The organism is Pseudomonas baetica (assembly GCF_002813455.1).
Taxonomy (GTDB): domain Bacteria; phylum Pseudomonadota; class Gammaproteobacteria; order Pseudomonadales; family Pseudomonadaceae; genus Aquipseudomonas; species Aquipseudomonas baetica.
This window is the reverse complement of record NZ_PHHE01000001.1, coordinates 467531-493844: the sequence shown is the minus strand read 5'-3', so window position 1 is coordinate 493844 and position 26314 is coordinate 467531. Positions and strand designations below refer to the sequence as shown.

At 60.5% G+C, this 26314-nt stretch carries 27 protein-coding genes; 14 read left to right on the top strand and 13 right to left on the bottom strand.

All coding sequences use genetic code 11. The features are described 5' to 3' along the window. The first annotated feature begins 737 nt into the window (after nt 1-737). Together ATI02_RS32240 and ATI02_RS02185 are read left to right on the top strand one after the other, a co-directional pair. Complete coding sequence (locus tag ATI02_RS32240; protein ID WP_003222780.1) at nt 738-875, top strand: hypothetical protein; 138 nt, start codon at nt 738-740, stop codon at nt 873-875. A gap of 71 nt (nt 876-946) precedes the next feature. Beyond that, nucleotides 947-1912, top strand: coding sequence for a M29 family metallopeptidase (locus ATI02_RS02185; RefSeq protein ID WP_100845323.1), 966 nt, complete (start codon nt 947-949; stop codon nt 1910-1912). Between the two features lie 176 nt (nt 1913-2088). On the opposite strand, the gene rluB is transcribed toward ATI02_RS02185, so the two are convergent. From rluB to ATI02_RS02155, 6 genes are all read right to left on the bottom strand, one after another. Then, nucleotides 2089-3309, bottom strand: a complete 1221-nt coding sequence (gene rluB, locus ATI02_RS02180; protein ID WP_100845322.1) for a 23S rRNA pseudouridine(2605) synthase RluB — start codon at nt 3307-3309, stop codon at nt 2089-2091. A gap of 143 nt (nt 3310-3452) precedes the next feature. Beyond that, nucleotides 3453-3644: a DUF1289 domain-containing protein gene (locus ATI02_RS02175; protein ID WP_100845321.1), complete on the bottom strand. Its 192-nt coding sequence runs from the start codon at nt 3642-3644 to the stop codon at nt 3453-3455. Between the two features lie 104 nt (nt 3645-3748). Further along, nucleotides 3749-4720 (bottom strand): SMC-Scp complex subunit ScpB, encoded by a 972-nt coding sequence (gene scpB, locus ATI02_RS02170; RefSeq protein WP_100845320.1) that lies wholly within the window; start codon nt 4718-4720, stop codon nt 3749-3751. An 11-nt stretch (nt 4721-4731) separates the two neighbouring features. Further along, nucleotides 4732-5553 carry a segregation and condensation protein A gene (locus ATI02_RS02165; RefSeq protein ID WP_100845319.1) on the bottom strand — a complete coding sequence of 274 codons (822 nt, stop codon included), beginning with the start codon at nt 5551-5553 and terminating at the stop codon, nt 4732-4734. Continuing rightward, nucleotides 5554-6183 carry an L-threonylcarbamoyladenylate synthase gene (locus tag ATI02_RS02160; protein WP_038363745.1) on the bottom strand — a complete coding sequence of 210 codons (630 nt, stop codon included), beginning with the start codon at nt 6181-6183 and terminating at the stop codon, nt 5554-5556. Nucleotides 6184-6196: 13 nt separating this feature from the next. After that, the gene (locus ATI02_RS02155; protein WP_100845318.1) at nt 6197-7060 is read right to left on the bottom strand and encodes a PHP domain-containing protein; all 864 of its coding nucleotides are present in this window, start codon (nt 7058-7060) and stop codon (nt 6197-6199) included. Between the two features lie 87 nt (nt 7061-7147). Here ATI02_RS02155 and ATI02_RS02150 point away from each other — a divergent pair, with 87 nt between their 5' ends. From ATI02_RS02150 to ATI02_RS02125, 6 genes are all read left to right on the top strand, one after another. Further along, nucleotides 7148-7744 (top strand): septation protein A, encoded by a 597-nt coding sequence (locus ATI02_RS02150; protein WP_095187816.1) that lies wholly within the window; start codon nt 7148-7150, stop codon nt 7742-7744. A gap of 1 nt (nt 7745) precedes the next feature. Further along, complete coding sequence (locus ATI02_RS02145; RefSeq protein ID WP_007984134.1) at nt 7746-8045, top strand: YciI family protein; 300 nt, start codon at nt 7746-7748, stop codon at nt 8043-8045. Between the two features lie 110 nt (nt 8046-8155). Further along, nucleotides 8156-8566 (top strand): SH3 domain-containing protein, encoded by a 411-nt coding sequence (locus ATI02_RS02140; protein WP_034153246.1) that lies wholly within the window; start codon nt 8156-8158, stop codon nt 8564-8566. Nucleotides 8567-8573: 7 nt separating this feature from the next. Continuing rightward, nucleotides 8574-9251: a response regulator transcription factor gene (locus tag ATI02_RS02135; protein ID WP_016771129.1), complete on the top strand. Its 678-nt coding sequence runs from the start codon at nt 8574-8576 to the stop codon at nt 9249-9251. 237 nt (nt 9252-9488) lie between these two features. Next, a complete protein-coding gene (locus ATI02_RS02130; protein WP_095187815.1) occupies nt 9489-9938 on the top strand; it encodes a Spy/CpxP family protein refolding chaperone in 450 nt (149 codons plus the stop codon). Nucleotides 9939-10115: 177 nt separating this feature from the next. Next, nucleotides 10116-11456, top strand: coding sequence for a sensor histidine kinase (locus tag ATI02_RS02125; protein ID WP_100845317.1), 1341 nt, complete (start codon nt 10116-10118; stop codon nt 11454-11456). Nucleotides 11457-11567: 111 nt separating this feature from the next. On the opposite strand, the gene ATI02_RS02120 is transcribed toward ATI02_RS02125, so the two are convergent. Beyond that, entirely contained in the window at nt 11568-12134 is a 567-nt protein-coding gene (locus ATI02_RS02120; RefSeq protein WP_095187813.1) for a nitroreductase family protein, read from the bottom strand. Between the two features lie 121 nt (nt 12135-12255). Here ATI02_RS02120 and ATI02_RS02115 point away from each other — a divergent pair, with 121 nt between their 5' ends. Further along, the gene (locus ATI02_RS02115; protein ID WP_095187812.1) at nt 12256-13710 is read left to right on the top strand and encodes a TrkH family potassium uptake protein; all 1455 of its coding nucleotides are present in this window, start codon (nt 12256-12258) and stop codon (nt 13708-13710) included. Here ATI02_RS02115 and ATI02_RS02110 read toward each other — a convergent pair. Next, nucleotides 13667-14728, bottom strand: a complete 1062-nt coding sequence (locus tag ATI02_RS02110) for an AraC family transcriptional regulator (protein ID WP_202864023.1) — start codon at nt 14726-14728, stop codon at nt 13667-13669. The two genes, ATI02_RS02115 and ATI02_RS02110, sit on opposite strands and share 44 nt — an antisense overlap. 164 nt (nt 14729-14892) lie before the next feature. On the opposite strand from ATI02_RS02110, the gene ATI02_RS02105 reads away from it, so the two are divergent. Then, entirely contained in the window at nt 14893-15204 is a 312-nt protein-coding gene (locus ATI02_RS02105) for an Mpo1-like protein (RefSeq protein ID WP_100845316.1), read from the top strand. Between the two features lie 26 nt (nt 15205-15230). Further along, entirely contained in the window at nt 15231-15821 is a 591-nt protein-coding gene (locus tag ATI02_RS02100; protein ID WP_095187809.1) for an HD domain-containing protein, read from the top strand. 142 nt (nt 15822-15963) lie between these two features. Here the strand turns inward: ATI02_RS02100 and ATI02_RS02095 are convergent, their stop codons facing one another. Further along, a complete protein-coding gene (locus tag ATI02_RS02095; protein ID WP_095187808.1) occupies nt 15964-16779 on the bottom strand; it encodes a UDP-2,3-diacylglucosamine diphosphatase in 816 nt (271 codons plus the stop codon). A gap of 135 nt (nt 16780-16914) precedes the next feature. Here ATI02_RS02095 and ATI02_RS02090 point away from each other — a divergent pair, with 135 nt between their 5' ends. Together ATI02_RS02090 and ATI02_RS02085 are read left to right on the top strand one after the other, a co-directional pair. Continuing rightward, on the top strand, nt 16915-17679 hold the full coding sequence (locus tag ATI02_RS02090; protein WP_100845315.1) for an AraC family transcriptional regulator: 765 nt from the start codon (nt 16915-16917) through the stop codon (nt 17677-17679). A gap of 189 nt (nt 17680-17868) precedes the next feature. Further along, entirely contained in the window at nt 17869-18762 is an 894-nt protein-coding gene (locus ATI02_RS02085; RefSeq protein ID WP_100845314.1) for a DMT family transporter, read from the top strand. Here ATI02_RS02085 and ATI02_RS02080 read toward each other — a convergent pair. Continuing rightward, nucleotides 18756-19043 (bottom strand): Rdx family protein, encoded by a 288-nt coding sequence (locus ATI02_RS02080; protein ID WP_100845313.1) that lies wholly within the window; start codon nt 19041-19043, stop codon nt 18756-18758. The genes ATI02_RS02085 and ATI02_RS02080 overlap by 7 nt on opposite strands. 71 nt (nt 19044-19114) lie before the next feature. Between ATI02_RS02080 and ATI02_RS02075 the strand changes: the two genes are divergently transcribed. Continuing rightward, entirely contained in the window at nt 19115-21304 is a 2190-nt protein-coding gene (locus ATI02_RS02075; RefSeq protein ID WP_095187804.1) for a patatin-like phospholipase family protein, read from the top strand. Between the two features lie 142 nt (nt 21305-21446). Here ATI02_RS02075 and ATI02_RS02065 read toward each other — a convergent pair whose 3' ends face one another. The 3 genes from ATI02_RS02065 to recQ all read right to left on the bottom strand — a co-directional run bounded on the left by ATI02_RS02065 (nt 21447) and on the right by recQ (nt 26055). Continuing rightward, nucleotides 21447-23228 (bottom strand): motility hub landmark protein FimV, encoded by a 1782-nt coding sequence (locus tag ATI02_RS02065; protein ID WP_100848416.1) that lies wholly within the window; start codon nt 23226-23228, stop codon nt 21447-21449. 128 nt (nt 23229-23356) lie between these two features. Then, complete coding sequence (locus tag ATI02_RS02060) at nt 23357-23791, bottom strand: MarR family transcriptional regulator (RefSeq protein WP_100845311.1); 435 nt, start codon at nt 23789-23791, stop codon at nt 23357-23359. A 134-nt stretch (nt 23792-23925) separates the two neighbouring features. Next, nucleotides 23926-26055 (bottom strand): DNA helicase RecQ, encoded by a 2130-nt coding sequence (gene recQ / locus ATI02_RS02055; RefSeq protein ID WP_100845310.1) that lies wholly within the window; start codon nt 26053-26055, stop codon nt 23926-23928. Nucleotides 26056-26314: the final 259 nt, after the last annotated feature.

Sequence of the window (26314 nt, the reverse complement as noted above, 5' to 3'; positions counted from 1 at the left end):
CGAACCCGACACGCTTGTGGCGCGGCGGAGTGAACAAGGCGGATGGCCTTGAGTGTTACGCGATTACGCAGAGGGTCACAGTTAAAACGCGGCGCATTGTACACCGCTAACCCCCTGCTGCCAGACCCTGCCAGATCAGCGAGTCGGTTGCCGGGATTGCGTGTGTCCGCCCCGGAAGACCCGAGCGGCTGCAAAATTTGAGTCAGGCCTTTGCAGGCCATCGACGTGGACGAGGGGAAAACCGTCCCACGATGAGAAGTGGAGATCAATCACGGCGTTCATTGCGCCTCCTTCTTGTTATGCACCTGCACGACAGGCATGGGGCGCATCTCACCCTTCCTGCGACGCTGAAACAAGCGCGCCAGAGCCTTGCGCGCCCCCCGTGCAGCCGGGCTTCGGCAGCTTTTCCTTACAGCGTCGACGCAGACTCTCGTTCACGGGGTTTTACCGCAGTTTTCGTAAATATTTCCTTACGCTGCGTAACGTAAAATTTCCAATCGAGAAATTTCCGTCAGACGTCTGCAAATTGACGGTAGCAAGCTTGCTAACTAAATCAGCCAGCTAGTTTTATGTTTTTAAATAAGAAATCCGCAGCGTAAAAACAGAATAAAAAGTCTATTTAAAAATTAAATAAATAATTTTTTGCATTACAAAAAACCCTGAACTAGGTTCTTCACGTCTTGCCGGCCACTTCGACCGGCCAGTCACAACCGTGAACGTCATCTAGGAGATCGACCATGCAAGCACTGGAAAAAGACTTGGATACCGAACTGCAACTGGACGAATGGTTTGAAGCACCGACTCACGAAGCGGCCGTGGAAATGATGCAAGCCGATGCGGTCGTACCGTTCGGCACGGCGATGTGGCCTCTGTAAGACATCCCGGGCGGGCATGATCCGGCCGGTCATGCCCGCCGCTTTTTATCTCGGTCAGTCAGGGAGGACTCATGGATAAGCCACGCGCGATCTCGCATTTCCTTTACTACCTCGAACATCACCCTGCCCTTGCCGGCCTCAACTCGGCGAAGGTATTGCTCGGCCACACCGCCGAATACGAAGCCCTGTCCGGCGCCATCGCCGAACAGGCTGGCGAACATCCACGCTTTCGGTTCAGCGCCCGGCGTCTTGATCTGGAAAGCACTTCAGCGCTGACTTCGGCGATTACCGACAGCGACCTGTACATTTTCTTCTACGACTCCTCCACGCTGCCCAATCCACGCCCCGAAGGCCCGGAGTTTGTCCGCGCCCTGCAAGCGGTGATGGCGCAAAACTGGAAGAAGTCGCTGCTGTTCAAGGATTACGGCGACTATTTCTACGACACCTTCAGCGTCACCCCGCAACGCATCGCGGGCCTGAACAGCCATTTGATCCAGCGCATGTCGCAAGCCACGACGCTGAGCTTTACCGATGAACACGGTTCGCGGTTTGAAACGCCGCTGAGCAGCATCAAGAAATGGACCGACATCAACGGCGTCGGCAACTTCGACCTGGCCCCCGGCGAAATCGCCACGCACAGCGAAGAAATCAACGGCCATGTGAAGTTCAAGGGCACCTTCCTCAGCACCATTCCATTTGCGCGCAAATACGGCGTGCTGGAATCACCGCTGGAACTGTGGATCGAGAACTCGACCATCAGCCGCATCGCCACCGATGTGCCGGGGCTGGAGCACGATTTCAACAAGTATCTGGATGCCAACCCGTCGAACCGGCGGATTGAGGAGTTGGGGATTGGCACCAACGAAGGCGTGAAGGAACTGTATGCGCGCAATGCCGGATTCGAAGAGCGGCACTGTGGTTTGCATCTGGGACTTGGCGGTGGCGCCAAGGGCAGTCATCACCTGGACCTGATCTTCTCGGGCGGGGTGTTGGCGCTGGATGACAAGCCGGTGTTTGATGGGCGGTTTGTGTTTTAGGCGACTGACGCCTTCGCGAGCAGGCTCGCTCCCACAGGGATTTATGTTCGACGCAACGCCAATGTGGGAGCGAGCCTGCTCGCGAAGAGGCCCAATCAGACGCTCCATAAGCTCCGCCAGACGAAAAAAAACGCCAACCCTGCGGTTGGCGTTTTTCATTCAGGCGCTAATGCCGATCACTCAGGCTTCTTGCGACCGAAGCCCGGACGCTGACCGGAACCGGCCGGAGCACCACGACGCTTGCCCGACGGCTTGTCACCGTCGACCAGTTTGATCCCTGGGCGCTTCGGCGCAGGCTTGGCCGGACGCTTGTTCGTCGTGTCCGCTGGACGATCCGCTACTGGCGTACCGCGACCGGCAGGAGCACCACGCTCGCCACGCTCAGTACGACCATTGGCCGGACGCGGAGCGCGCTCGCCGTCACGAGCGACAGGCTTGCGACCTGGGCGCTCGCCTTCGATCTGCGGCTCACGGCCTGGACGCGGGCCGGTTGGCGCACCAGCGGCTGGACGCAACGTACGCACGCGCTCGGTCTTGGCCATCGGCCGCGACGATTTGCGCTGCATGCGTTCCAGCTTGTCTTTGCTCTTGGCATTCAGTTGCGGCATGGCAACCGGCGTCAGACCCACTTCAGCACTGAGAATGTCGACTTCGTACTGGCTCATTTCGCGCCAGCGGCCCATCGGCAGGTCGGAGTTGAGGAACACCGGACCGAAACGTACGCGCTTCAGACGGCTGACCACCAGACCTTGCGATTCCCACAGACGACGAACCTCACGGTTACGGCCTTCCATTACCACGCAGTGATACCAGTGGTTGAAGCCTTCGCCGCCCGGCGCCTGCTTGATGTCGGTGAACTTGGCCGGGCCGTCTTCCAGCACCACGCCAGCCTTCAGGCGCTCGATCATTTCGTCATCGACTTCACCGCGTACGCGCACGGCGTACTCACGGTCCATCTCGTAGGACGGGTGCATCAGGCGGTTGGCCAATTCACCGTCGGTGGTGAACATCAGCAGACCGGTGGTGTTGATGTCGAGACGACCGATGTTGATCCAGCGGCCTTCTTTCGGACGCGGCAGCTTGTCGAACACGGTCGGACGGCCTTCCGGGTCGTCACGGGTGCAGATCTCGCCATCGGGTTTGTTGTACATGATCACGCGGCGTACCGATTCGGCAGCCTCTTCACGCTTGATCACCTTGCCATCAATGGTGATGGCGTCGTGCATGTCGACGCGCAGGCCAAGGGTGGCGTCTTTGCCATTGACCTTGATCCGGCCCTGGCTGATCCAGGACTCCACGTCACGGCGCGAGCCGACGCCGATACGGGCGAGGACTTTCTGCAGTTTTTCGCCTGCTGGGCCGATTGGCTGGTCGTCTTGCTGATCTTTGATACTCATCTGGGCACCTCCCGGTGTGGTCTGTTCAGGCAGGGCCTGAAGCATTGAAATCTGGGTTCTCGGCCGAAGGGATCGGCGAAGGGTCGCGAATCATACGCGGATGTGCGCCGTCGCGCATCAGAGACTAGCTGATCGATCGGCAGTTATTTCTTTTTCCGCCGGCCGGCGTTGCCGAGTTTGATCAGGCGCAGCGCGGCTTCGGCGAGCACCGTGCGCTTGTCGTCCTTGTCGAGTTTCTTCCAGGCTTTGATTTCGCGTTTGCTGCGGCCACAGCCGAGGCAGATGTCGTCGGTGAATTTGCAGAGGCTGATGCACGGGTCTTTTGTCGAACTCATTTGGGTACCTATGGGAGATCAAAAGATCGCAGCCTGCGGCAGCTCCTACATTGGAATGCGGCCCCTGTAGGAGCTGCCGAAGGCTGCGATCTTTTCGGCGCCCCTCAGTCTTCGAACTCGCGGCGTTCGGCTTCGATGGCTTCGGCCAGTGCGCGGGCTTCGGCTTCTTCTTCGCTCAGCTCGGGTTCGGGCGCGGGTTTTTCCAGGGCGGCGACGGCGGCCAAGAGCTTTTCGCGGGCTTCAGCGACACCGAGAATGTCCTCTTCCGGTTCGGCTTCTGGCTCGGCTTCAAGTTCAACTTCAATGACAGGCTCAGCGACCTCGACTTCAGGCTCGGGCATCGGCGTCTCACCGTCCGCCACATCCCGAAGCAAATCGTCGAAGTCGGTCTTGATGCCCTCCTCCATGCTGTCCAGCTCCAGCAGCAAGGTGTGGAAACTGGTTTCCTCCTTCTCTTCCTCCGGCTCGGCACTGGCGTCGGCCAGCTCCTGCAAACTCTGCGGCACTGGCGCGTCGTCGAAATCGAGCACCGGATCGGTTTCCATTTCGCGCAGCTCGGCCAGTGGCGGCAGGTCTTCGAGGTTCTTCAGGTTGAAGTGATCGAGAAACATCTTGGTAGTGGCAAACATCGCCGGTTTGCCCGGCACGTCGCGGTAACCGACAACGCGAATCCACTCGCGCTCCAGCAAGGTTTTGACAATGTTGCTGTTCACCGCCACACCGCGCACGTCTTCGATCTCGCCACGGGTGATCGGCTGGCGATAGGCGATCAGCGCAATAGTCTCCAGCAAGGCACGGGAATAACGCTGCGGGCGCTCTTCCCAGAGGCGGCCGACCCACGGCGAAAACTTCTCGCGAATCTGCAGGCGATAGCCCGACGAGACTTCCTTGAGCTCGAACGCACGGCCCTCGCAGGACTTGCCGAGCAGGGTCAGGGCTTTCTTGAAGACCGCAGGCTCAGGCCGTTCGCCTTCTTCGAACAGTTCAAAAAGACGCTCAAGGGATTGCGGCTTTCCCGAGGCCAACAGAAAGGCTTCAAGCAGGGGTGCCAGCTCGCGGGGTTCAGTCAGGTTCATGTTTCGACTCGTTATTCGGCTCGGGCTCGCACGTGGATCGCGGCGAACGGCTCATTCTGCACCAGCTCGACCAAGGATTCCTTGACCAGTTCAAGGATCGCCATAAAGGTCACCACTACACCCAAGCGACCTTCCTCGGCGGTAAACAGCTCGACGAACGGCACAAAACCGCCGCCCTTGAGCCGCTCCAGCACATCACTCATGCGCTCGCGGGTGGACAGCGCCTCGCGGCTCACCTGATGGCTTTCAAACATGTCGCCACGGCGCAGCACTTCGGCCATGCACATCAAAATCTCTTCCAGCGCCACGTCCGGCAACAGCTTGCGCGCGCGGGCTTCCGGGGCATCGAGCTTGGGCACGACTACGTCGCGGCCGACGCGGCTGAGGTTGTCGATGCCTTCGGCGGCAGCTTTGAAGCGCTCGTATTCCTGCAAGCGGCGGATCAGTTCGGCGCGCGGGTCGTCTTCTTCGTCTTCGATAGTTTCAGCGCGCGGCAGGAGCATGCGCGACTTGATCTCGGCGAGCATCGCGGCCATCACCAAGTACTCGGCAGCGAGTTCCAGGCGCACCGACTGCATCAACTCGACGTAACCCATGTACTGGCGGGTAATTTCCGCCACCGGGATGTCGAGGATGTTGATGTTCTGTTTGCGGATCAGGTACAGCAGCAGGTCGAGCGGGCCTTCGAAGGCTTCAAGAAATACCTCGAGCGCATCCGGCGGGATGTACAGGTCGAGCGGCATTTCCATGACCGCCTGGCCATAGACCATGGCAAACGGCAGTTCCTGTTGGGCATCGGCCTGGGGATCGACAACGGTTTCCACTGCGGACATTCAGGCCTCGACCATGAACGGCGTCGGATCGCCGCAACCGACGCGCACCACTTCCGGGTCGTCGCCGGTCAGGTCGATCACGGTGGAGGCTTTGATGCCGCCGAAACCGCCATCCACGATCAAGTCCACCTGGTGTTCGAGCAATTGGCGCATTTCGTACGGATCACTGAGCGGGTCTTCATCGCCGGGCATGATCAGGGTCACGCTCATCAGCGGCTCGCCCAGTTCGGCCAACAGCGCCAGCGCAATCGGATGGCTCGGCACGCGCAGGCCGATGGTGCGTTTCTTCGGATGCAGCAGCAGGCGCGGCACTTCGCGGGTGGCGTTGAGAATAAAGGTGTAAGGCCCCGGCAGGTGCGCCTTGAGAATGCGGAAGGTGCCAGTGTCAATCTTGGCGTAATTGCCCAGTTGCGACAGGTCGCTGCAGATCAGCGCGAAGTTGTGCTTTTCATCGAGCTGACGCAGGCGTCGCACGCGCTCGATGGCAGTCTTGTCGCCGATTTGGCAACCGATCGCGTAGGAAGAGTCCGTGGGATACACCACTACCCCGCCCTTGCGGATGATCTCGACCGCCTGTTTGATCAGGCGCGCTTGCGGGTTTTCCGGATGAATCTGGAAAAATTGACTCACATTCTCTACCTGTTCAGACGGCGGCAATATCTGTGTCATGTTTGAACCGACACCACAGGGGTGGAAGGTCCTCGGGAACCGGCCGGTACTGGCCGATCTCGGACCAGCCGCCAGGGCCATGGAAGTCACTGCCGGCGCTGACCAGCAGACCGAACTCACGGGCAAGGGTTGCCAGGCTGCCCACCTGTTCCGCAGGCTGGTGGCCATTGACCACCTCGATTGCATGCCCGCCTGCTTGAATATAGTCGGCAATCAGCTTTCGGCGCTTGCTGCGGGTGAAATCGTAGTGCCACGGATGCGCCAGACTGACCCAGGCATTGGCGGCGCGCAACGTGCCGACGGTGTCTTCCAGCGTCGGCCAGTGCAGCTTGACGTCGCCCAACTTGCCGGCGCCGAGCCACTTGCGGAACGCCTCGGCGCGATCCTTAACAAAACCTTCACGCACCATCCAGTCAGCGAAATGCGGACGGGCCGGCGCGTTGCCGCTGTCGCCCAGTTCCTGCTGGATCTTGCGCGCGCCATCGAGGGCGCCGGGCATGCCCTTGAGGGCGAGCTTGCGGCTTATTTCTTCCGACCGCAGCCAGCGGCCATCGTGCAATTTGGCGATCGCTTCGACCAACGGCGCGGCGTTGACGTCGAAACCGTAGCCGAGCACATGAATGGTCGCCCCGCCCCAGGTGCAGGACAATTCGACGCCGTTGACCAGTTGCATGCCCAATTCGTTGGCGGCCGCGCGCGCTTCGGCGAGGCCTTCGAGGGTGTCGTGGTCGGTCAACGCCAGGACTCGCACGCCGTTCTCGAACGCACGCGCAACCAGAACCGCAGGCGCGAGGGCGCCATCGGAGGCCGTGCTATGGCAGTGCAAATCAACATTCACGGAGAGTTGTAACCTCAAATCAGCCGGCGCTATCGCGCGCCCATATGTTTGTTATTATGCCGCCACATCCAGCTTCTGGCTCTCACTGTGAAACAATTCATCGATTTCATCCCGCTCCTGCTGTTTTTCATCGTCTACAAACTTGATCCCCGGGTCGTCGACATTGCCGGCCATGAGGTCACTGTAGGCGGTATTTACAGCGCCACGGCGATGCTGATCATCAGTTCACTGGTGGTCTACGGCGCGTTGTTCATCAAACAGCGCAAGCTGGAAAAGAGCCAATGGCTGACCCTGATCGCCTGCCTGGTCTTTGGCAGTCTGACCCTGGCCTTCCACAGCGAGACCTTCCTGAAATGGAAAGCCCCGGTGGTCAACTGGCTGTTCGCTGTCGCTTTCATCGGTAGCCACTTCATCGGTGACCGCCTGCTGATCAAACGCATCATGGGCCACGCGCTGACCCTGCCGGACCCGGTCTGGACGCGCCTGAACATTGCCTGGATCGCCTTCTTCCTGTTCTGCGGGGCGGCCAACCTGTTCGTCGCCTTCACCTTCCAGAGTTACTGGGTCGATTTCAAGGTGTTCGGCAGCCTGGGCATGACCGTGCTGTTCCTGGTCGCACAGGGCATTTACCTGTCCCGTCACCTGCACGACACCGACACCACAACACCAAAAACCGAGGACTGACATGCTCTACGCCATCATTGCCACCGACGTCGCCAACTCGCTGGAAGCTCGCCTGGCCGCGCGCCCTGCGCACCTGGAACGCCTGCAAGTACTCAAGGGTGAAGGCCGCATCGTATTGGCCGGTCCGCACCCGGCCGTCGACAGCAATGATCCGGGCGCAGCGGGTTTCACCGGCAGCCTGATCGTCGCCGAATTCGATTCCCTGAGCGCTGCACAAGCGTGGGCCGATGCCGATCCGTATATCGCCGCTGGCGTCTACGCCAATGTGCTCGTCAAGCCGTTCAAGCAAGTCCTGCCGTAACGCTTTCCCCACGCGATGAACCTTCTCGGTTCATCGCGTTCTCAATCGCTCATTATTCTCGTTTGCCTGCCGACAACCTGCCCAATATCCATTTGGAAGCAGGTGTCGCGATGCGCAAGGGTCCGTTGTGTCTGATGTTGGTCACGTTATCGATCATGGCGCCCGCCCATGGTGAGGAAACCACCGAAGGCGGCAGTTCCACGCCATTGTCATTGAGTGCCGGCAGCCAGATCACCGAGTTGCAGCAGCGCCTCAAGGCCAGCGAGCAGCAGCGCGAAGAACTGAACAAACAACTGCAAAATGCCGACAACACACGCGAAAGCGCCCAGCTCGCCCGGTTGCGCCAAGAGAACCAGCGTCTGAAGCTGCAACTCAAGGAAGCCCAGGCCAGCCCGTTGCCGCGCCTGCTGACCGATCAGCAACAGTGGTTCGTCACTGGCGCCGGGGTAGCGCTATTGGCGCTGCTCTGCGGTATCTTTGCCAGTGGTGCAAGCCGAAAACGTCGGCAATGGTTAAATTGAGTGAGTCATGAGCGAGCTGTTATTAATTGATGATGACCAGGAGCTGTGCGAGCTCCTGAGCAGTTGGCTGAGCCAGGAAGGCTTCCAGGTTCGTGCCTGCCACGATGGTCAGAGCGCCCGCAAGGCACTGGCCGAAACCGCCCCGGCGGCGGTGGTACTGGACGTGATGCTGCCCGACGGCAGCGGTCTGGAATTGCTCAAGCAACTGCGCAACGATCACGCCGACCTGCCGGTGCTGATGCTGTCGGCCCGTGGCGAACCGCTGGATCGCATCCTCGGTCTGGAACTGGGCGCCGACGATTACCTGGCCAAACCCTGCGATCCGCGCGAACTCACCGCCCGCCTGCGCGCGGTGTTGCGCCGCAGCCATCCGGCCGCCGTGTCGACCCAGCTTGAGCTGGGCGACCTGAGCTTCAGCCCGGTGCGCGGCGTGGTCAGCATCGACGAGAAAGAATTGACGCTCACCGTCTCCGAAAGCCGCCTGCTCGAAGCACTGCTCAAGCAACCCGGCGAGCCGCTGGACAAACAGGAACTGGCGCAACTCGCCCTCGGCCGCAAGCTGACCCTGTATGACCGCAGCCTCGACATGCACGTCAGCAACCTGCGCAAAAAGATCGGCCCGCACCCCGACGGCCGCCCGCGCATCGTCGCCCTGCGTAGCCGCGGTTACTACTACAGCCTCTGAACCTCCCACTTGTAGGAGTTGATCGTTCCCACGCTCTGCGTGGGAATGCAGCCGGGGACGCTCTGCGTCCCACAGCCTCAAGATCGCAGCGTGCCGCAGCTCCTACACCGGATATGTGTAAGGCTTACAACAAAGCGTCTTTACCCAAGCTTTACGTACCGCTGACCGCCGCTGACCTTGATCTCCGTAATCTGAACTCATCCGGAACGTACCGGGAACGAGACAAGGAGATACACCATGCGCAAGACTCTTATCGCTCTGATGTTCGCTGCCGCTCTGCCAACCGTCGCCATGGCCATGCCGCAAGATGGCGGCCCGATGGGTGGCCCGCTCGACGGCCCACGCCACGGCGGTCAGATGCACGGCATGCACGGTAAAGGCCCGTACAGCCAACTCGACCTGTCCCGCGAACAGCGTGAACAGATCCGCAAGATCATGGGCGAGCAGATGCACGAGCGTAAGCAAGTGGTCGACAAGTACCTGGAAAAACTCTCGCCAGCCGACCAGAAAGCCATGAAGGACGAGATGGCGGCCAACCACAAGAAAGCCGAGTCCGATGTGCGAGCGGTGCTGAAGCCGGATCAACAGAAGAAATTCGACGAGATCCAGAAGAAACAGGCCGAGCGTCGCGCCGAATGGGCCGAGTTCAAAGCGTGGAAAGCGCAACAGCCGCAAAAAGCGCAATAATGTTCTAACGTCAGGCCCGACGGCTTACCCCGTCGGGCCTGTTGCCACTCAGTCCCCATGTGGGAGCGGGCTTGCTCGCGAATGCGGTGTATCAGACAAGCATAGGTTGACTGACACTCTGCATTCGCGAGCAAGCCCGCTCCCACATGGGCATTGCGTCTGTTTTGAGGATTTTCTGTGCGTTCATTGTTCTGGCGTATTCTCGCGAGCTTCTGGCTGGCCATCGCACTGGTGGCCGGGTTGTCCATTCTGCTCGGACACATGCTTAACCAAGACGCGTGGATTCTCAGCCGTCATCCGGGCCTCAACACGCTGGCCGCCGAATGGACGCAAACCTACGAAGCCCAAGGCGAAGAAGCCGCCCAGAACATCCTCGAACAACGCAAACGCCAGTACCACATCGACGTTCAGGTTCTCAACGAGACCGGCGACCCGGTGGTGCGCGGCACCTTCCCGCGCCGTGCGGCAGCCTTTGAAGCGCGCCAGAACAACGATGACCGACGCCTGCCGTGGCGACGTCTGACCGACGAATTCACCAGTGACAAAACCGGCGACACCTACCTGTTCATCTACCGCATCCCACACCCGGAACTCGACGCCTGGCACCGTGAAAGTCTGCTCTGGCCGTTGAGCGCGCTGGGGATTGCGCTGGTGGTCCTGACCCTGTTCAGCCTGCTGGTGACCTTCTCCATCACTCGTCCGCTCAGCCGCTTGCGCGGCGCGGTGCATGACTTGGGGCAGACCACCTATCAACAGAACAGCCTGGCAAAACTGGCCAATCGTCGTGATGAATTCGGCGTCCTGGCCACTGACTTCAACCGCATGGGCGCACGCCTGCAAAGCCTGATTGGCAGCCAGCGGCAATTACTGCGCGACGTGTCCCACGAACTGCGTTCACCGCTGGCACGGCTGCGCATTGCGCTTGCACTGGCAGAGCGAGCCAACCCTGAAGAACGGGAAAAACTCTGGCCCCGCCTGACCCGCGAATGCGATCGGCTGGAAGCGTTAATCAGTGAAATTCTCGTGCTGGCGCGGGTCGATGCCGACAATGCCAGTGCTGAAGACGTTGATTTGAATGCGTTACTCGGCACATTGCAGAAGGATGCACAACTTGGATCGCCCGAGCAGACGGTGCGTCTCGATGCCGAACCGCAGCTGAACCTGAAGGGTTGGCCGACCATGATCGAGCGCGCCGTGGATAACCTGCTGCGCAATGCCCAGCGCTTCAACCCGGAGGGTCAAGCGATTGAAATGCAGGCCTCACGTCAGGGTGAAAAAATCATCGTCAGCGTGCGCGACCATGGCCCCGGGGTACAGGCCGAGCATCTGAATCAGTTGGGCGAGCCGTTTTACCGGGCGCCGGGGCAGACGACGGCAGGACATGGCTTGGGCCTGGCGATTGCCCGGCGAGCAGCGGAGCGCCATGGCGGCAGTTTGACGTTGGCCAATCATCCGCAGGGCGGGTTTATTGCCAGTCTCGAATTGCCGCTGGTACCGGGAGCGGTGGTTCAACCCTGATCAATATTGTGGGAGCGGGCTTGCTCGCGAAAGCGGTGTGTCAGTCCATGTACATGGCGTCTGACACACCCTATTCGCGAGCAGGCTCGCTCCCACATTTGGTTCAGGGTGTCAGGCCTTACCGGGCCACTCGCTGACAAACTCAGCCAGATCAACCTTCTCCGCCACACGCGGCTCTTTCTGCGGCGTGCCGAGGTACAGGAATGCAATCACTTCCTCACCTTCCGCCAACCCCAAGCCTTTCGCCACATGCGCCGAATAGGCCAGATCACCGGTACGCCAAACAGCGCCAATCCCCTGCGCATACGCTGCCAGCAAAATCCCGTGTGCCGCACAGCCCGCCGCCAGCAACTGCTCGGCTTTTGGATACTTGACGTGTTCCTGCAACTTCGCGATGACCACAACCACCAGCGGCGCCCGCAGCGGGCCGTTGCGCGCCTTGTCGATCATCGCTTCGGTGACTTCGCCGTCCTGCTTCTGCGCAGCCTCGGCCAGCAACTCGCCCATCTGCTCACGCGCCGCGCCTTCAACGGTCAGGAAGCGATACGGCTGCAAGTGCCCGTGATCCGGTGCACGCAGCGCAGCGCCAAACAGGGCTTCGCGCTGCTCGGCAGTCGGGGCCGGTTCGACCAGTCGGGGAACGGAAACACGGTTGAGCAAAGCGTCGAGAGCCTGCATCGGCCACCTCCTGAGAAAAATGTGCGGCTATTCTAGCTGTATCTGTCAAAGGGATGCCGGTTTACATGCCCTGCCCCATAGGTAGAATGGCGCCCTTCCCACATCAACCCGAGCGGACTTCATGGCGTTGCCGACCTTACGGATCATTGGTTTCATCATCGGCATCTTCCTGATTACCCTGGCGGTTGCCATGGTCGTGCCGATGGCCACGCTGGTGATTTTCGAGCGCACCAGTGACCTGCCATCGTTCCTCTGGGCGAGCATGATTACCTTTGTCGCCGGCCTCGCGCTGGTGATTCCCGGTCGCCCCGAACACATTCATTTGCGCCCGCGCGACATGTACCTGCTCACCGTCAGCAGTTGGCTGGTGGTGTGTATTTTCGCCGCGTTGCCGTTTTTGCTCACACAACACATCAGCTACACCGACTCGTTCTTCGAAAGCATGTCCGGCATCACCGCCACCGGTTCGACCGTACTCAGCGGCCTGGACAACATGTCGCCGGGAATCCTGATGTGGCGCTCGCTGCTGCACTGGCTTGGCGGCATTGGCTTTATCGGCATGGCGGTGGCAATTCTGCCGCTGCTGCGCATCGGTGGCATGCGCCTGTTCCAGACCGAATCCTCGGATCGCTCGGAAAAGGTCATGCCACGCTCGCACATGGTAGCGCGGCTGATCGTAGCGGCTTACGTCGGCATCACCGTCCTCGGCAGCCTGGCGTTCTGGTGGGCCGGGATGAGCCCGTTCGATGCGATCAACCACGCAATGTCGGCGATTTCCACCGGCGGGTTCTCGACGTCCGACCAGTCGTTGGCCAAGTGGACGCAACCGGCAGTGCACTGGGTCGCGGTGGTGGTCATGATTCTCGGCAGCCTGCCATTCACCCTGTACGTGGCGACATTGCGCGGCAATCGTCGAGCGTTGATCAAGGATCAGCAGGTACAGGGCATGCTGGCGATGTTGTTGGTGACGTGGCTGGTGCTCGGCACCTGGTACTGGTGGACGACCCAACTGCATTGGCTGGATGCGCTGCGCCATGTGGCGCTGAACGTGACGTCGGTGCTGACCACCACCGGTTTTGCCCTCGGCGACTACAGCCTGTGGGGCAACTTCTCGCTGATGCTGTTTTTCTATCTGGGTTTTGTTGGCGGCTGTTCCGGGTCGACGGCGGGAGGGATCAAGATCTTCCGCTTCCAGGTCGCCTACATCTTGCTCAAGGCCAACCTTAATCAGCTGATTCATCCGCGCGCGGTGATCAAGCAGAAGTACAACGGTCACCGGCTCGACGAAGAGATCGTGCGCTCGATTCTGACCTTTTCGTTCTTCTTCGCCATCACCATCTGCGTGATCGCCCTGCTGCTGTCGCTGCTCGGCGTCGATTGGATGACGGCACTGACCGGCGCCGCCAGCACCGTGTCCGGTGTCGGCCCGGGGCTGGGTGAGACGATTGGCCCGGCGGGCAACTTTGCGACCCTGCCGGATGCAGCCAAGTGGATTCTGTCGTTCGGCATGCTGCTCGGCCGACTGGAGATCATCACGGTGTTTGTACTGTGTATTCCGGCCTTTTGGCGTCACTGATCGCATTCGGCGCCTGTAACAGCCGCGCCCGGTAATCGCCGGGCGTGGTGTCGAACCAGCGACGGAACGCGCGGAAGAAATTGCTCGGATCGGCGAAACCCAACAGATAGGCGATTTCCAGCAGGGTCATGCTCGGTTGCGCCAGATACTGTTCGGCCAGTTCGCGGCGGGTGTCGTCGAGCAATTGCTGAAAACTCGTGCCCTCCTCCTGCAACCGACGCTGCAAAGTGCGCTGTGACAAGTGCAGGGTCTGCGCGACGGTATCGCGCTTGGGTTCGCCCTGAGGCAGCAAGCGACAGAGCACCTGGCGGGCCTTGTGGGTCACGCGACTCTCGGAAAACCGCGCCAGGTACTCCCCGGCAAACCGGTCATGCAGCAGCGCCATCGCCTCGTTGGCGGTGGGCAGCGGCGCCTCCATGTCGGCGCGCTCGAAAATCAACGCGTCGTAAGGTGCGTTGAACGTCAGCGGTGCATGGAAAGCCTGTTTGTAGGGTTGCAGATTTTCCGGTTCATCGCCCTGCACCAGCACTTTGACCGGCTGCAGCGTGCGCCCGCTCAGCCAGCCACACAGGGCCAACGCACAGGCCAGCGACGCTTCGGCACTTTGCCGGGTCGGCGGCAGATGGTCGCCGTGCACGGTCAGGATCAGCGCATAGCCTTCCTCCAGCAGGCGAAAACTCAGGTCGGCACTTTCGGCGATGATGCGCTGATAGCGCACCAGTCGCTGAAAGCCTTCGGCCAGGGTATTGCTGGACATCAGCGCATAACCGGCGACATGAAAAGAAGCCGGCCGCACCACTTTGCCCATGTTCAGGCCGATTGCCGGGTTGCCGGACAGCTCGACCGCCCGTTGCCAGAGTCGGGTCATGGAGTCTTGCGGGAAGCGCGCATCCGGATCATCCAGGGCGGTGTAATCGAGCCCCAGTTGCTTGAACAGAACCCGGCAATCCAGGCCGTCCATCTCCAATGCTTTGACAATCCCCATCGCCCAGCTTGCAGAAGTCGTTCGTTCGCTCATGGTGTTTTTCTTTTACATGAGGGGCCGCATGCTACGGCCTGATTTGCGAAGGATACTAAAGTGGCGCCCATTGTCACTGGCTGATGCTACTGATCACTCTAGACTCAAATAAGCTACCCGCAGAACAACTCGTCGCCAGAACAATAACCACAGAGATAGCGGTCGTGGAAAACATCAAACATTTCAACAGCTTCGCCGAGTTCTACCCGTATTACCTCAGCGAACACAGCAACAGTACCTGCCGGCGCCTGCATTTCATCGGCACCACACTGGTGATTTTTATTCTCGCCATGACCATCGCCAAAGGCGCGTGGCTGCTGTTGCTGGCCCTGCCGCTGGCCGGTTACAGCTTCGCCTGGGCCGGGCATTTCTTCTTTGAAAAGAATCGACCGGCGACTTTCCAGCATCCGCTGTACAGCCTGCTTGGCGATTTCGTCATGTACCGCGACATGATTCTGGGTCGCGTGGCGTTCTGAAAAACAAGAAACAGTGAGGATTGCAGATGAACGCCACTACCCGTTTCACCCACATGAAGGATGGCACTGAGGAAGACTGGGCGATCATCGCCGCCGACTTCAGTGCCTATGCCAAACAGTTACCGTCGCGGATCATGACCCACCTGAAATTGCTCGAAGGTGATTTCGGCGGCTTCCCGGTAGATCGCCTGACCCACTCCCTGCAAACCGCGACCCGTGCTTTTCGTGACGGACGTGACGAGGAATACGTGGTCTGCGCGTTATTGCACGACATCGGTGACACCCTCGGCTCGTACAACCATCCGGACATTGCCGCAGCGATTCTCAAGCCGTTCGTCAGCGCCGAAAACCTGTGGATGGTGGAAAAGCACGGGATCTTCCAGGGCTATTACTTCTTCCATCACCTGGGCATGGATCGGCACTTGCGCGAGCAGTTCAAGGAACACCCGCAGTTTCAGGCAACTGCCGAGTTTTGCGCCAAGTACGATGCAGCGGCGTTTGATCCTGACTATGACACGCTGCCGTTAAGCTTCTTTGAGCCAATGATGGAAAGGTTGTTTGCGCAACCGAAGCACTCGATTTACAAGGCCGCGATGGAAGAACACAGCCCGGCCTGAGAACTCCACCGCTTAAACTGTGGTAATCCTTGTGGGAGGGGGGCTTGCTCCCGAAGTGGTGTGTCAGGCTACATAATTTGTGTCTGATCCACCGCCTTCGGGAGCAAGCCCCCCTCCCACAAGGGGTCACTACCCTGTGAACTCAGGCGAGTTCGGCAACCTTGGCCGCCTTGAGCTGCGCCTCACGCGCCTGCGCATCCGCCAGGCGATACAACTCGATCGTGCCGTCCCAGTGTTCGATCAGCGCCGTGCACGACTCCACCCAATCGCCGCAATTGAAGTAATCCACCTCGCCGACCTTACGGATCTCGGCATGGTGAATGTGCCCGCAGACCACGCCATGCAGCTCACGCTTCACACATTCATGGGCAATGGCTTCTTCGAAGTCGCTGATAAAACTCACCGCCGTCTTCACCTTGTGCTTCAGATACGCCGACAGCGACCAGTAACCGTAGCCATAGCGGGCGCGCCAGTGATTGAGCCAGCGGTTGAGCGTCAGAGTGAACTCGTAGGCCGAATCACCCAGGAACGCCAGCCAACGGTGATAGCGGGTGATCACATCAAACTGGTCGCCGTGAATCACCAGCAAATGCCGACCGTCTGCCGTGACATGCACCGCCTCGTCGACCAACTGAATATTGCCCAGGATCAGCTTCGAATAACGACGCAGGAATTCATCGTGGTTGCCGGTGACGTAGATCACTTCGGTGCCGCGTTTGCTCATGGTCAACAAACGGCGAATCACGTTGGTGTGCGCCTGCGGCCAATACATGCCGCCGCGCAGTTTCCAGCCGTCGATGATGTCGCCAACCAGGTAAATCTTGTCGGCATGGTAGCCCTTGAGAAACTGCGACAGGTGTTCGGCCTGGCAGTCCCGTGTGCCCAGATGCACGTCAGAGATCCACAAGGTGCGCACGCGTTGTTTGCGGCTGGGTCTGGCGAGCTCGGCGCTGGTCATGGGCAACCCTCTGCGATGTTTTCGCCAGAGTGCGCCTGTCCGGTTAATCGACCATGACAGGCTCGAGTCAGTCCTGTGACAGCGCATCCCGGGCATGCCGGTGTAGACTGGCGATCACTTCGGAGACGACCTGCCATGCGACCGATCCTCAGCCTGCGTCAGTACACCCACGATCTGATCGTCCACAGCCACGAGCACGCCCAATTGGTGTTCGGTCTGTCCGGTGCGCTGGATTTCGAGGTCGAGGGCTGTGGCAGCCAGGTGCGTCAGCAGAGTTTCGTGGTGGTCCCGGCCGGCGCCCATCATGCCTGCGGCAGTCCGCAGGGCAGTCGCTGTCTGGTGCTGGATATTCCAGATGGGCAATGGGTCGCGGAGTCACTCGGTGACCATGCCGAGGCCAGCCGGCGCTTGCTCGGCAACCCTGCTCGCTTGTCGCTGGACTCGGGGCAAAGCCAACTGGTCAGTTGGCTGGCGAACAGCCCGGTCAGCGATCCATTGATTGCCCAGCAAGGCGCGGTGTTACTGCTGGCCAGTCTGAATCATGCACAACCCGTCGAACTCGCCACGCGACGCCTGCCCTATGCGGCGCTGGATGCGCACATCGAGCAATACGCCGCGTATCCGCTCCAAGTCGCCGATCTGGCGCGGGTTGCCGGGTTGTCCAGCGCTCGCCTGCACGCGCGTTTCATGGCCGAGTGCGGGCAAACACCAATGGATTACATGCGCAGCCGGCGACTGCACAAGGCTGTCGCTCTGCTGCGCGAGACCGTGCTGCCCATCGGCGAAATCGCCAGTCGGGTCGGCTACAGCTCGCAAAGCGCCTTCTCGGCTGCCGTTCTACGTGAGTTCGGTGCATCGCCCGGCCAGCTTCGGCGCGGCTCCTACGACAAAAGACGATAGTCTGCCGACAGACTTGTAGGCGGATACAGGGTTCAATGGACCTATTGATCGTTCCCACGCTCTGCGTGGGAATGCAGCCCATGACGCTCCGCGTCACTGGACGCAGAGCGTCCCTGGAGGCGTTCCCACGCAGAGCGTGGGAACGATCAACGATCGATCAAAAAAACCTTGTCTGGATTAAGGATTGCAATGACCCCGCGTACCGCCCTCGGCGCCCTGCATATCGGCGCTCTGATGTTCGGCCTGACCGGTGTGTTCGGCAAACTCGCCGCCGCCTCCCCCGCCGTGATCGTCTTCGGCCGTGCCGCCTTCGCCGTACTCGCTCTGGCATTTTTTGCCCGTTTCGCCAGCCAGAACGGCTGGCAGAAACTGCAAGCCGTGGACTGGCGGCGCCTGGCCCTCAGTGGCGTGCTGCTGGCCGGGCACTGGGTGAGTTTTTTCATTGCGGTGAAGGTTGCCGGCGTCGCCATCGCGACATTGGGCTTTGCCAGTTTTCCGGCCTTTACGGTGATTCTCGAAGGGCTGATCTTCCGCGAGCGTATCCGCGCCAATGAAATCGTGCTGGTGGTTTTAGTCAGTGTCGGTCTGGTGCTGGTGACCCCGGCGTTCGATCTGGCCAGCGGCGCGACGGTCGGTCTGCTTTGGGCGGTACTGTCCGGGCTGTTGTTTTCCCTGCTGTCGCTGACCAACCGCGCCAGCTCCGGGCGTGTCCCGGCGGTGCAGGCGGCGTTGTGTCAAAACGTGGTGGTGGCGCTGTGTCTGCTGCCGGTGGCGGCGCCGCAACTGAGCGAAGTGCGCGCACTCGACTGGCTATGGATCGCCCTGCTTGGGGTGTTCTGCACCGGCGTCGCCCACAGTCTGTTTGTCGCCAGCCTGGCGGTGATCAAGGCGCGCACCGCCGCAGTGGTGTTCGCCATGGAGCCGGTCTACGGCATCACCATCGCGTGGCTGCTGTTCAATGAGAACCCGACGCTGCGCATGCTGCTCGGCGGCGCGCTGATCATCGTCGCCATCGCGGTGTCAGCGCGGATGTCCGGCCATGCCGACAAAAAAACCGTCGCCGCCGAAGCAACCTCTCACTGAGTACGGTCGTTGTGGCCGAGGTCGCGGTCAGGATCGATCTGATCGCGCACTCGCTGCTTCAGCACCTTGGCTTCGGGAAAACCGCCATCGGCCTTGCGCTCCCAGATCTGCACGTCATCGCACGTAATGTGGAAAACTCCGCCGGTACCCGGCACCAATGACACTTTGCCCAGATCATCGTCAAAGGTGCTGAGCAGTTCCTGCGCCAGCCACGCCGCGCGCAGCAGCCACTGGCATTGAGTGCAATACGTGATGACAACTTCTGCTTTTGCGACAGTCATGTTCGCTGAAACTCCTGAGACAGAGGGCGCCGCTATAATAGCCGGCTTTACTGCTTGCCCCGAGACTCACAATGCGCCGTTTGCTGTTCTGCCTGCTGCTTGGTTTTCTTCCTCTGTTCGCCTTCGCCAGCGAAGCGCCGCGACCGAAAGTCGGCCTCGTGCTGTCCGGCGGCGCCGCGCGCGGGTTGGCCCACATCGGCGTGCTCAAGGCGCTGGAGGAGCAAGGCATCAAGATCGACGCGATTGCCGGTACCAGCATGGGCGCGGTGGTTGGCGGTCTGTATGCCTCGGGCTACAAGATCGACGAACTGGAAAAGCTCGCTCTGAGCATCGACTGGCAACAGGCGCTGTCCGATGCGCCACCCCGGGAAGACGTGCCGTTTCGGCGCAAACAGGATGACCGCGATTTCTTGGTGAAACAGAAACTGAGCTTTCGCGACGACGGCAGCCTCGGCCTGCCGCTGGGGGTGATTCAGGGGCAAAATCTGGCGCTGCTGCTGGAAAGCCTGCTGGCCCACACCAGCGATACCCGCGATTTCGACAAACTGCCGATCCCGTTCCGCGCCGTGGCCACCGACATCGCCAACGGCGAAAAAGTGGTGTTTCGCAAAGGCCACCTGCCTCAAGTGATCCGCGCCAGCATGTCGATCCCGGCGGTGTTCGCTCCGGTCGAACTCGACGGGCGGCTGCTGGTGGACGGCGGCATGACCGACAACATCCCGCTCGATGTCGCGCGGCAAATGGGCGTCGACATCGCCATTGTGGTCGACATCGGCACGCCGCTGCGCAATCGCAAACAACTGACCACCGTGGTCGATGTGCTGAACCAGTCGATCACCCTGATGACCCGACGCAACTCCGAAGAACAACTGGCCGCGCTGAAATCGACAGACGTGCTGATCCAACCGGCGCTGGCGAGTTTCGGCGTCACTGATTTCGGCCGCGCCCAGGAGATGATCGACGCCGGTTACCGCGCCACGAAAACCCTCGACGCGCGCCTCGCCGGGCTCAAGCCCAGCGAATCGCAGAATGCCGAGCTCAACGCCGCCCGCGCGCCGGGCCAGCGCACGCCGATCATTACCGCGATCAGGGTCGAGAACGACTCGAAAGTCGATGACGACGTGATCCGCTACTACATCCGCCAACCCATCGGCGAGCCGCTGGACCTGGGCCGATTGCATTCGGACATGGGCACTTTGTACGGCCTGGACTATTTCGAGCAGGTGCAATATCGCGTGGTCCACAAGGGCCAGGATCACACCCTGGTGATCAATGCCCGAGGCAAGCGCAGTGGCACCGATTACTTGAGGGTCGGTCTGAACCTGTCGGACGACATGCGCGGCGACAGCGCCTTCAACCTCGGCGCCAGTTACCGAGTCAACGGCATCAACCGCCTCGGTGCGGAATGGCTGACCCGTGTGCAACTCGGCGACAAACAGGAGCTGTACAGCGAGTTCTATCAGCCACTGGACGTCGGTTCGCGCTATTTCATCGCGCCCTCGGTGGTGTTCGAGGCGCAGAACGTCGACGCGGTGCTCGACAACGATCCGGTCGCGCAATACCGCGTCGAGCGTTACGGCATGGCCCTGAACGTTGGGCGGCAGATTGGCAACAACGGTGAAGTGCGGTTCGGTGTCGGCGAGGCCTGGGGCAAGGCCGATGTGCGTATTGGCGATCAGGATCTGCCCAGCGAAAACTTCAATGAAGGCTTCTACTCGCTGAAGTATTCCTACGATTCGCTGGACAACGTTTACTACCCCCACGAAGGCAAGGACGTCAGTCTGACGTTCCTGCAATTCGAACCGAGCCTGGGCTCGGACACGCGTTACCGGCAGTGGGAATTCAAGCTCGACAAGGCCATGAGCCACGGCCCGGACACATTGATTCTGGGCGGGCGCTATGGCCGTACGCTCGATGACACCAACGTGGTGACGTCGAGCTTCCTGCTCGGTGGCGCACGGCAGTTGTCGGGCTTTCGCGAAGATGCCATTTCCGGGCAGAACGTCAGCTTGATGCGGGCGGTGTATTACCGCCGCCTGACGCCGCGTTCGTATCTGCCGCTGGACTTCCCGTTGTACGCCGGTGCGTCGCTGGAGCGTGGCCGGGCGTGGAACAACGACAATGAATTCGACAGTGGCTACATCAATGCGGCGAGTGTATTTATCGGCTTCGATACGCCGTTGGGGCCGTTGAATTTCAGTTATGGCTTGAATGATGCGAATGAACAGGCGGTGTATTTGAATCTGGGGCAGACGTTTTGAGCACTGCCCGGGATTGATGGCGCCTGATGATTCGCCTTCGCGAGCAGGCTCGCTCCCACAGTTGGATAGCGTTCCCCTGTGGGAGCGAGCCTGCTCGCGAAGGCGGCAGGACAGTCAAGCCCAACAACACCTGACACTCAATTCAGCGGATGCCTGCCAGAAGGGTTCGGGCGGTTTGCTTCAAGGGCTCATCGCCTTCCTTGAGCAATTCATTGAGCAGCGCAATCGCGCTGTCGATGTCGCCATCATCGATGCACGTCTGGGCCTGTTCGAGCTTCCCCGCCCCCGCCTCGTCTGGCACTGACATCTGTAAATTCAAGGGCTCCAGCGCCAGCGACGGCTGCGGATCGGAAAATGCTTCAAGGAAGTCATCGTCCAGCGGCTGCGCCTCCGGCTCCGGGATCCACTCAAGCTCCGCGTCTTCAATGGCGGCGGCTACCGGCAACTCAAAATCCTGAGGCAACACTTGCAGGCTGGAGCCGAGAGCAGAAGTTTCGGCGGATGGCTGAACCGACGCCGAACGGCTGTCCTCCAGATCCCAACTGGAATCCATCGACAACGCTTCCAGATTCAACTCGAACTCGTCCTCGGTTGCCGCAGGCTCTTGGGCAACGGCAATCACCGGCGCGGCGTTGGCGACCAGTGGCGCGGCTGCCACCCGCGATGCAGCAGTCACCAGTTTCGGATGCCGGGCGCGTATGTCCTCCAAGGATTGCGCCTCCACACCCAGCGCTCGCAGATGACTTTCCTGCTGCTCGAACGCTGCGCTATCACCCTGACGCCCCAACACGTCGAGCAATTGCAGACCGAGATCGATGCGCTCCGGCTCCTTGTGCAATGCATCACGCAACAACCCGGCCGCTTCACCGAGTCGCCCATAGGCCAGATAGATCCCCACCGCTTCCAGAACATCGCCTGCGGCCGGTTCCTCGCGATGCTCGGTCGCGGCATGACTTCTGACGTGTTCGGCAGGTTCGGCCTCTTCCACGTCGGCTTCATCGTGCAGCGGCACAATCGGCAGCGGCGCGTCACCCGGTTTCTGTTGTTGCCGGCGGCGATAAAGGAACAGCGCAGCCAATGCCCCCAGCAACAGCAGAAGCCCCCCGAGCAGCGGCCAGTTCAAACCTTCATCTGTGGCTTCAGTCGGTGCAACAACCGGCGCAGGCGCCGCAGTCACTGCCGGAGCAGGCGGTGCCTTTTGCAGTTCGGCCAAGCGGGTTTGCAGGTCACTGACCTGCTTCTTGCCAGCGACAATCTGCACATCCTGCGCCCGCAATTTCGCGTTCAGTTCGTCGAGGTTTTTTTGCAACTGCTGGTTCTGCAATACGCTGGCGGCCAGTTGCTCGGCGAGCGCATCGTTGGCGGGCGGCGTTGCTGATGGTGGCGGGGCCGGCGTGTCACGCTTGCCTTGAGCGGCCTGTGGCGGCGCGGTCATCGGTTCGACAGTAGGGAACGCCGAGGACTGCGCGCGCGGATCCGGCTCATCGGTGGCCGGAACGATACCGGGCGAACCCGGCGGATCGATCAGCACCGTGAACTCACGCAGCAAGCGGCCATTGGGCTGATTGAGCTGTACGAGGAAATTCAGAAAGGGTTCGTTGACCGGTTTGCTGGAGGTCACCCGGATCATCTGGCGATTGCCATGCAGGATCGGCGTGAACGTGAGGTCGTTGAGAAAGAACACCCGCTCGACCCCGGCACTGCCGAATTCGTCCGCTGTGGCCAGGCTCACCGAGAGATCGTTCTGCGTCAGACCGCCGACATCGACCAGTGCGATGTCGGCCTTGAGCGGCTGATTGAGGGCTGAGTGAACCGTGATCTCACCCAGCCCCAGGGCCAGCGACAAGGTTGAATAGCCAACTGCGCCAGCAACCAACAACCCTTTGGCGCAAACGCGCAGTACCACGTGCCAACTTGCAAGCATGAGCATCCCTTAAATAAGCAAAACCGACTTCTATGCGGTTCGCACATCCGGTACGAACACGATATTGCCCAGTAGTTCTTATAGTCTGCTCAGCGCGATCTCTCAAAAAACCGGCACGTGGTTGTGCCTCAAGATCTTTCCAGATTGGTCAGAATGTGCCCGTGAACGCGCATGCACACTTTCAAATCCGCCTCATCGACGCCTTCGAACAATTCGTGACGCAGTTGTGTGGCAATGGTTTCGATTTGTTCGATCAGCGGCAGAGCCGGAGCGCAGAGGACAATTTTTTTCGCCCGGCGGTCTTCCATCACGGACTGGCGTTGCACCAGACCCTGGCCTTCCAGACTATCGAGCAAGCGTGCCAGGGTTGGGCCTTCGACACCGACGCTTTGCGCCAGCTCACGTTGGGTCGGTGCTTCCTCGAAACGCGCCAGATGCAGCAGCACCAGCCAGCGCGCCTGGGACAAGCCCAGACCGGCCAGACGCCGGTCCAGCTCGGCACGCCAGCCGCGAGACATCTGGGCCAGTTGCATGCCAAAGCGGTGTTGATCGGTTAACGGCATAAAACACTCATGATTAGACTGATGTAATAGAGAAAAACTAATTATTAGTCAGCTAAGCATGAGCTGCAGCTATAGGCAAGTGGCGGTCTGTACTGAATCGTTACAACTGTATGGGGGTTGGCGCAAACGCCGTCTCACATCTCGAATTCCGATTGCAGCGCAGCCCGCACGCAATACAGCACGCCTTCCGGCACGCGGCCGGCAAACAGTTCTGCGATTTCGGCGACCGACGGCAGTTCGCCCTCGCCATCAAGGAACGCGTCCTGCACTTCGCCCATCAATTCTTCCGGCAGATCCAGCGCCTGCTCCAATGACAACTGCTGTTTGCCAATCGCCTCGGCAAGCATGGTGTAAACGTTCTTCTCCGAGCACTGCAACTGCCCGGCGATTTGCATCGGGGTCATGCCGGCGCGGGCCAGAGTGATCAGCTCGTGGCGCACATCGGCCACCACTTTCGGCGCCTCGGCTTCGCCACCGAGCACTTCGAGGAAGGCCTCACCGTAACGCTCCAGCTTGCGCGCGCCAACGCCGCTGACCCGGGCCATGTCCGCCAGCGAGGTCGGTTGGCTGCGGAGCATTTCCAGCAGCGTCGAATCCGGGAAGATGACGTACGGTGGCACGCCATGTTCTTCGGCCAACTTGCGGCGCAAGGCACGCAGGGCTTCCCACTGTTCGCGTTCTTCGCCACGCACCAGTTGGCTGGCCGGGCTCTTGCTGGCAGTTTTGGCGGTGACTTGTGGTTTCAAATCGCGGCGCAGTTCCAGGCTCACTTCGCCCTTGAGCAATGGCCGGCAACTGTCGTTCAAACGCAGACCGCCATAGCCTTCATGATCGACATCGGCCAGACCACGGGCGACCAACTGGCGGAACAACGAACGCCATTCGCTCTCGCTCAGTGCCTTGCCGACGCCATACACGGACAGATGCTGATGGCCAAAACTGCGGACTTTTTCGTTGTCCTTGCCCAGCAGCACATCGACCAGATGGCCGACGCCATAACGCTGGCCGGTGCGAAAAATCGCCGACAGCGCCTGACGCGCAGGTTCAGTGGCGTCCCAGGTCTGCACGCCGTCGACGCAATTGTCGCAATGGCCACACGGCTCGGGCATGTCTTCATCGAAATACGCCAGCAGCGTCTGCCGGCGGCAACGGGTCTCTTCACAGAGCGAGAGCATGGCGTCGAGCTTGTGTTGCTCCAGACGCTTGTGGCGCTCGTCGCCTTCGGAGTTCTGCAGCATCTGCTTGAGCATCACCACGTCTTGCAGACCGTAGGCCATCCACGCATCCGCCGGCAGACCGTCACGGCCGCCGCGCCCGGTTTCCTGGTAATACGCTTCAAGGGATTTCGGCAAATCGAGGTGGGCGACAAAGCGTACGTTGGGTTTGTCGATGCCCATGCCGAACGCCACGGTGGCGACCATGATCAGGCCTTCCTCATTGAGGAAGCGCTTCTGGTTGAACGCACGCAGCTCGTTGGGCAGGCCGGCGTGATACGGCAGCGCCGGGAAACCCTGTTCGCTGAGGAACGCCGCGACTTCTTCGACTTTCTTGCGCGACAGGCAATAGACGATGCCCGCGTCGCTGCGTCGCTCGGCGAGGAACGCCAGCAACTGCTTGCGCGGCTGCTCCTTGGGGACGATGCGATAAAAGATGTTCGGCCGGTCGAAGCTCGACAGGAAGCGCTCGGCGTTCTGCAGATGCAGACGAGTGACGATTTCTTCGCGGGTGCGCTTGTCGGCAGTGGCGGTCAGGGCGATGCGCGGCACGTCCGGGAACATCTCGGCCAACTGGCCCAGTTGCAGGTATTCCGGACGGAAGTCGTGACCCCATTGCGACACGCAGTGTGCTTCGTCAATGGCGAACAGCGCGATGTTCAATCCCTGCAGGAAGGACAACATGCGCGGCTGAACCAGTCGCTCGGGCGCCAGATAGAGCATCTTCACTTCGCCACGCTTGATCCGTGTGGCCAGATCACGCTGCTGTTCGGCGCTCAACGTGGAGTTCAGCGCTGCGGCGGCGACCCCCAGTTCATCGAGGGTGGCGACCTGATCGTCCATCAAGGCGATCAACGGCGAGACCACCACCGCCAGGCCATCACGCAGCAGTGCCGGGACCTGGAAGCACAGCGACTTGCCGCCACCGGTAGGCATCAGCACCAGCGCATCACCACCGCTGGCCACGCGCTCAATGATTGCACCCTGACGGCCACGGAAACTGTCGTAGCCGAAGATGTCCTTGAGGACGCGTTGAGCCTGTTCGAGCATAAAAACTCCAAAAATCTACCGATACATCCCTGCTCAGGCTGGTTCAAGTCAGCCATGGCTGCTTTAAACAAAACGTAAGGGCGCGTTGCACAGCGGCCGCAATACGGGCAGGGATCGCAAAACGCGGCAGTATACCCGAGCGCTCCCCTGCACAGGGTGCCGCTTATAAGACACATTCTGTAAGCAGCCTCCCAACGACCCTGTGGGAGCGAGCCTGCTCGCGAACACGATGGGTCAGTAGATACAAAGGCGCCTGATA